The sequence below is a fragment of the Pseudoroseomonas ludipueritiae genome (assembly GCF_014490445.1).
In the GTDB taxonomy this organism is placed as follows: Bacteria; Pseudomonadota; Alphaproteobacteria; order Acetobacterales; family Acetobacteraceae; genus Pseudoroseomonas; species Pseudoroseomonas ludipueritiae.
In genome coordinates, this window is the sequence record NZ_JACTUZ010000206.1 from 1 (window position 1) to 6,344 (window position 6,344).

General features: G+C 70.6%; 7 protein-coding genes and 1 pseudogene. All 8 read left to right on the forward strand.

Annotation, left to right across the window (positions count from 1 at the left end; all coding sequences use genetic code 11):
• Nucleotides 1-813 (forward strand): annotated as a pseudogene (locus IBL25_RS23700) (chromosome segregation protein SMC); the annotation flags it as partial.
• A 91-nt stretch (nucleotides 814-904) separates the two neighbouring features.
• Entirely contained in the window at nucleotides 905-1,381 is a 477-nt protein-coding gene (locus IBL25_RS23705) for a molybdopterin-dependent oxidoreductase (RefSeq protein ID WP_187780939.1), read from the forward strand.
• A gap of 7 nt (nucleotides 1,382-1,388) precedes the next feature.
• Nucleotides 1,389-3,794, forward strand: coding sequence for a putative bifunctional diguanylate cyclase/phosphodiesterase (locus tag IBL25_RS23710; protein WP_187780940.1), 2,406 nt, complete (start codon nucleotides 1,389-1,391; stop codon nucleotides 3,792-3,794).
• 137 nt (nucleotides 3,795-3,931) lie between these two features.
• The gene (locus IBL25_RS23715; RefSeq protein ID WP_187780941.1) at nucleotides 3,932-4,228 is read left to right on the forward strand and encodes an AtpZ/AtpI family protein; all 297 of its coding nucleotides are present in this window, start codon (nucleotides 3,932-3,934) and stop codon (nucleotides 4,226-4,228) included.
• A gap of 39 nt (nucleotides 4,229-4,267) precedes the next feature.
• On the forward strand, nucleotides 4,268-5,023 hold the full coding sequence (locus IBL25_RS23720; protein WP_187780942.1) for a F0F1 ATP synthase subunit A: 756 nt from the start codon (nucleotides 4,268-4,270) through the stop codon (nucleotides 5,021-5,023).
• Nucleotides 5,024-5,114: 91 nt separating this feature from the next.
• Entirely contained in the window at nucleotides 5,115-5,342 is a 228-nt protein-coding gene (locus IBL25_RS23725; protein ID WP_076959667.1) for an ATP synthase subunit C family protein, read from the forward strand.
• A gap of 67 nt (nucleotides 5,343-5,409) precedes the next feature.
• Nucleotides 5,410-6,015 (forward strand): F0F1 ATP synthase subunit B family protein, encoded by a 606-nt coding sequence (locus IBL25_RS23730; RefSeq protein ID WP_238940625.1) that lies wholly within the window; start codon nucleotides 5,410-5,412, stop codon nucleotides 6,013-6,015.
• A 12-nt stretch (nucleotides 6,016-6,027) separates the two neighbouring features.
• Nucleotides 6,028-6,344: F0F1 ATP synthase subunit B family protein (locus IBL25_RS23735; RefSeq protein WP_187780944.1), on the forward strand; the 317-nt coding region annotated here is incomplete at its 3' end.

Here is a 6,344-nt window from a genome sequence, read left to right on the forward strand (position 1 = left end):
CTGCGGGCGGAGGCCGAGGCGCGGCAGGCCGAGGCCGCCGCCGAGGCCCTGGGCGCCCGCATGGCCGAGCGCCTGGGCGAATCCACCCCGCTGCCCCCGGCGCCGGAGGACCTTTCCGACGCTGCCGAGGAACGCGCCCGCCGCAAGGCCGAGCGGCTGGCCAAGGAGCGGGAGGATATGGGCCCGGTGAACCTGCGGGCTGAGCAGGAGATGGCGGAGATCGAGGAGCGCATCGGCGGCATCGACCGCGAGCGCGACGAGATCGCCAGCGCCATCGCCAAGCTGCGCGGCTCGGTGGGCCACCTGAACCGCGAGGGGCGGGAGCGGCTGCGCGCCGTGTTTGACCGCGTGGATTCCGAGTTCCGGGCGCTCTTCACCAAGCTGTTTGGCGGTGGGCGGGCGCACCTGGCGCTGGTGGGCAGCGACGACCCGCTGGAAGCCGGGCTGGAGATCTATGCCGAGCCGCCGGGCAAGAAGCTGTCCGCGCTTTCCCTGCTTTCAGGCGGGGAGCAGGCGCTGACGGCGCTTTCCCTGATCTTCGCCGTCTTCCGCTGCCAGCCCGCGCCTGTCTGCGTGCTCGACGAGGTGGATGCGCCGCTGGACGACGCCAATGTGGAGCGGCTCTGCGGCTTGCTGGAGATCATGGCCAGCGACTCCGGCACCCGCTTCCTGGTGGTGACGCACCACCCGCTGACCATGGCGCGGATGCACCGCCTTTACGGCGTGACGATGCAGGAGCGGGGGGTGAGCCGGCTGCTGTCGGTGGACCTCAGCGCAGCGGTGGAGATGGTGGAGGGGCAGGGGGCGGGCTGAGGCCCCAGGCTTCACGCCTTATTTACCGGCAAGGCGCAGCTTGAAGCCGCCGCTCCTCCCAAGGGGCGCGATGCTTCAGGAAGCCTGCCCGATGCGCCGCCGTCGCCTCGTTCTTTCCGCTGCCGCCTTGCTGGCCGCCCGGCCGGCGGCGGCGGAATCCGTCCCCTTCATCCTGACCGTCGACGGCCGCCTGCCGGGCGGGCCGCGGGACTTCACCCTGGCGGCGCTGGAAGCCCTGGGGATGCGGGACCTGCGGACCATCACGCCCTGGACGCGTGAGGTGCAGCATTTCTCCGGCGTGCCGCTGCTGCGGCTGCTGGATGCCCTGGGCGTGACGGCCACCAGCCTGCGGGCGGAGGCTCTGAACCGCTACAGCACTCCCCTGGCGCGGGAAGATGCGACGGAGCGCCATGCCCTGCTGGCGACGCGGCTGGATGGCCAGCTGTTGCGGGTGCGGGAGCGCGGGCCAGTCTGGCTGGTCTTCCCCTGGTCCGAGCGGCCGGAGCTGGACCGGCCTGAGGTGCACGAGCGCGCCGTCTGGCAGCTCCGCCGCCTGTCGCTGGGATAAGGCGCTGATGACTCCCGACGGCACCGGGGTGCTGCCCCGGCCTTACCGCCAGCGCGGCAGGGTCTGGGCCAGGGGGTGCTGGCCCAGGCATCCCTTCGCCGGGCCGGTGGCGCGGCGGCGGGCCTTCCAGCTCAGCCTCGGCATCGCCAGCCTGCTTTTCGTGCTGTCGCTGGGGGTGTCGCTGCTCAATGTCTCCTCCCAGTACCGGATGGAAGCGCGGGTGCAGCGCAGCGGCCTCTGGATGGCCAGCCAGGCGCAGATCGAGATCATCCGCACCCTGGCGCTGCTGGACCGCTTCACGGCCGGTGGGGCCGCTGCGGCAGAGGTGTCGCTGCAATTCGAGATCCTGCTGAGCCGGATCGAGCTGCTGGGCAGCGGCGACCGCCCCAGCGAATATGCCGAGCTGGACCGGCTGCGGACGCGGCTGCCGGAGATCGGGGCCGTGATGGCGCCGGTGGAGCCGCTGCTGTCCCGCCTGCTGGCTGGGGAGGCCGAGGCCCGGGCCGGCGTGGTGGGGGCGCTCAGCCAGGTGGAGCAACTGCTGCTGCGGGCCAACCAGCAACTGCACCTGGAGCGGCAAGCGGCGGCCGGGGATGCGGTGAGCGGCTTGCGCAGCCTGCACTGGACGCTGCTGGCCTGCATGCTGGGGCTGCTGGTCTCGGCCGGGCTGCTGACGACGCTGCTGGCGCTGGAATCGCGCCGGGCGCGGCGGCACCTGCTGGGTGCCCATGCCGCCGCCCTGCGGCAGCGGGAAGCCGAGCGCACCCTGCGCGTGCTGATCGACAGCCTGCCCGCCATGGTCAGCGCCTATGACAGCCAGGGCCGCTACCTCTTCTTCAACGAGGCGCATGCCCGCTTCCACGGCCTGGGGGCGGAGGCGGCGGTGATCGGCCAGGCGCCGGCGGCGCTGCGGGTGGCCATGGATGCCGGGCTGCAACGGGCCCTGCATGGCCATGCCCCGGAGCCTTTCGCCGAATACCTGGCCATGGACCAGGAAGGGCGGCAGCGCATCCTGCTGGCCACCGCCGCCCCGGTGGATGACGAGGGGGGCGGCCCAGGACGGGTCGTGCATGTCGCGCTCGACATCACCAGCCGCAAGGCAGCCGAGGACCGCGCGCGCCACCTGGCCGAGCATGACGTGCTGACAGGCCTGCCCAACCGCCTGCTCTTCGGCACGCGGCTGCGGAAGGCCCTGACGGGATTGCGGAAGCATGAAGGGCAAGGCGGCTTCGCGCTGCATTGCATCAACCTCGACCGCTTCAAGGAGGTGAACGACGCCCTCGGCCACCGTGGCGGCGACCGGCTGCTGCTGGCGGCGGCGGAACGGATGCGGGCCTGCCTGCGCCTTGGCGATACCCTGGCCCGGCTGGGCGGCGACGAATTCGCGGTGATCCAGGCCAGTGCCGGCGGTGCGGCGGATGCGGCGCGGCTTGCCGCCCGGCTGGTGGCGATGCTGGCGCGGCCCTTCGTGATCGATGGCTGCACCGTCCATTGTGGCGGCAGCATCGGCAGCGTTCTGGCGCCGGCCCAGGGCTCCACGGCGGAGGTGCTGCAGCAGCGCGCGGGGATCGCCCTGCATCACGCCAAGCTGGAGGGAAAGGGGCGGGCCCTGGCCTTCTCGCCGGACATGGAAGCCGCGCTGGCCGAGCGCCGTGCCCTGGAGGCCGACCTGCGGCAGGCACTGGAGGAGGATGTGGGACTCCACCTTGTCTTCCAGCCCAAGTTCCGCCCTGGCGCCAGCCTGCCCTTCGGCTGCGAGGCGCTGCTGCGTTGGGACCATCCCCGGCGCGGCGCGGTGTCCCCCACAGCCTTCGTGCCGCTGGCGGAAGAAGCGGGCCTGGCCGCCCACCTCTCCCGCTTCGTGCTGCACCGGGCCTGCGGGCAGATCCGTGCCTGGCGGGCACGGGGGCTGGAATGGCCGGTGGCGGTGAATCTTTCCGCGCTGCACTTCGCCAGCGACCAGGCGGTGGTGTTGGTGGAGGAGGCGCTGGCGGCCTCCGGCGTGCCGCCGGCGCTGCTGGAGGTGGAGGTGACGGAGGGCGTGCTGATCCGCAATGCCGCCGCCGCCCGCGATGCCCTGGCCGCGCTGCGGGCACGTGGGGTGCGGGTGGCGCTGGATGATTTCGGCACCGGCTATTCTTCCCTCAGCTATCTCCAGCAATTGCCCTTCGACGTGGTGAAGGTGGACCGGGCTTTCATCCAGGATCTCTGCCCCGATGGCAGCAGCGCGCGAATCGTGGACGCGATCGTGCGCCTCGCGCATGGGCTGGGTGCCGAGGTGGTGGCCGAGGGGGTGGAGCGGCCGGAGCAGCTGGCGCTGCTGACGCAGCTTGGCTGCGATGCCATGCAGGGCTTCCTGCTGGGCCGCCCGGTGCCGCCGGAGCAGTTCGCGGCGCTGTTTTCCGGTGCCTGAACGGATCGTCCCGCCCCCGCATGGGTTGCCCGGAAGGGAGGCTCGAACGCGCGGGGCTGCCACGCACACTTGACATGAATTTAACCCAGCCCTACGAGCCGCCCTGCCTGCCGGCGGGGGATTCCGCGGGAGCAAGGGTGAGCGAGCAGAACGATTTCGAGCGGCGGCTACGCCAGGCCCGGCAGAAGCAGGGGCTGGAAAAGGCGTCAAACACAGCAGCCAGCGGTGCCCTTCCGGGCGGTCCCTGGCGGATCGGGCTTCGGGCCGGGGTCGAGGTTGTCTCGGCCCTGATCGCGGGTGCCGGTCTGGGCTGGTTGCTCGACTGGTGGCTTGGCAGCTTTCCCTGGCTCTTCCTGGTCTTCTTCGTGGTGGGTGGTGCCGCAGGGGTGCTGAACGTCTATCGGCTGTTCAACCCCCGCAGTGGTGCCCGCTGACACTCCGCCCGCAGATACCGGAATAACGGGAGAGCCGCCGTGGCCGCCGAAGGCAAGACGATCGACGCGCTGAGCCAGTTCGAGCTCCACCACGCCTTCGGGCCGCTTGGTGCCGCGGTGAACTTCACTCAGTCGAACGCCCATATGCTGGCGGCGGCGGTGGTGATCATCGGCCTCATGGCCTGGGGCATCGCCCCGCGCGCCGTGGTGCCCGGCCGCCTGCAGTCCATGGCCGAGATGTTCTACGAATTCCTGGAGAACCTGGTGACAGGCCAGGTGGGCCACGAGGGCAAGCGCTACTTCCCCTTCGTGTTCACGCTGTTCATGTTCGTGCTCTTCGGCAACGTGATCGGCCTGCTGCCCTACGCCTTCACCTATACCAGCCACATCGCCGTCACCTTCGCGCTGGCCGCCATCGTCTTCGTGGTCACGACCGTCGTGGCCCTGGTGCTGCACGGCAAGAAGTTCTTCGGCTATTTCTTCCCGGAAGGCGCGCCGCTCTGGCTGGCGCCGATCATCGTGCCGGTTGAGGTGGTCTCCTACCTCTCGCGCCCGATCAGCCTTTCCGTCCGTCTTTTCGCCAACATGGTCGCCGGCCACGTGCTGCTGAAGGTCTTTGCCACCTTCGTGGTGCTGCTGGGTGGCCTGGGTGCCGTCGGCCCGCTGGTCGCGGTGCTGCCCCTTGGCGTGAATGTCCTTCTGATCGGGTTCGAGCTGCTCGTGGCCTTCCTGCAGGCCTACGTCTTCGCCATCCTGACCAGCATCTACCTGCACGACGCGGTCCATCTGCACTGATCGGGGTCAGTCCTCACAAAGGGGCCACGACTTTACAGACCCGCGCCACGCGGACACCGACCACTTCAGGTCTTACGAAGGGATACCTCTGATGGAAATCGTTCTCGCTGCCAAGGCGATCGGCGCCGGCATCGCCGTGCTGGCCCTGTTCGGCGTCGGCCTCGCGCTCGGCAACATCTTCTCCACGCTGATCGCCTCCGTTGCCCGTAACCCGGCCTCGCGCGACACCGTGTTCCCCATCGGCATCCTGGGCTTCGCCCTGACGGAAGCGGTCGCGCTCTTCGCCCTGCTGATCGCCTTCCTCATCCTGTTCACCTGATCCTGGCGGGCGCGGCCTTCGCGCCGCGCCCTTCAGCTCAGGCCAAGTTTCTACGGGGATGCAGACGATGAAGCGGTTTACTCTCGCCGGGATGATGGCCCTGCTGGCCACGTCCACCGCCATGGCGGTCGAAACGCCGGGCGGCGGCATGGAAGAGCAGGCCTCTGGCGGCATGCCGCAGCTGGACTTCAGCAATCCGCTGATGCTGGCACAGGTGGTCTGGCTGCTGATCATCTTCGGCATCCTCTACTACGTGCTGGCGCATATCGTCCTGCCGCGCTTCGACAGCGTGCTGGAGAACCGCCGCGCCCGCATCCAGGGTGACCTGGAAGCCGCCCGCGCCGCCAAGGCTGAGGCCGATGCCGCGCTGGAAGCGCACCGCGCCGCCACCGCCCGGTCCCGCACCGAGGCGCAGGCCGCGATCGCCGAGGCGCTGGCCTCCGCGCAGGCCGATGCCTCCGCCAGGACCGCCGCGCTGAACGCCAAGCTGAACGAGCAGATCGCCGCCGCCGAGGCGCGCATCAACGCCGCCCGCGACGCCGCCATGGGCGCGCTGCGCGAGGTCGCGACCGATACTACGGGTGCGCTGGTGCAGCGCCTGACCGGCCTGAACGAGCCCGCCGCTGTGCAGGCCGCCGTTAGCCGCGAGCTGGCCGCGCAGGGCCGGGCGTAAGGGGAGGCCACGATGCACCATTACGAACATTTCTGGCTGAACCCGGTCTTCTGGGTCGCCGTCTCCTTCGTCATCTTCGTGGCCCTGCTGGGCCGCACGATGTGGAAGAAGCTGGCCGCCATGCTGGATGCCCGCGGCGCCCAGATCCGCAACGACCTGGACGAGGCCGCCCGCCTGCGCGCCGAGGCCGAGACCATGCTGCGCCAGGCCGAGGCCGACCGTAAGGCCGCCATCGCCGAGGCCGAGCAGACCCTGGCCAAGGCCAAGGCCGAGGCCGAGCGCGTGGCCGCCGCCACCGCCGCCGAGGCCGAGGCCGCCGCCAAGCGCCG

Bases quoted from the DNA above. Each gene is read 5' to 3' on its own strand.
- IBL25_RS23705 (WP_187780939.1), top strand. From the start codon at position 905: ATGCGCCGCCGTCGCCTCGTTCTTTCCGCTGCCGCCTTGCTGGCCGCC.
- IBL25_RS23725 (WP_076959667.1), top strand. From the start codon at position 5,115: ATGGAAATCGTTCTCGCTGCCAAGGCGATCGGCGCCGGCATCGCCGTG.
- IBL25_RS23730 (WP_238940625.1), top strand. From the start codon at position 5,410: ATGAAGCGGTTTACTCTCGCCGGGATGATGGCCCTGCTGGCCACGTCC.
- IBL25_RS23710 (WP_187780940.1), top strand. From the start codon at position 1,389: ATGACTCCCGACGGCACCGGGGTGCTGCCCCGGCCTTACCGCCAGCGC.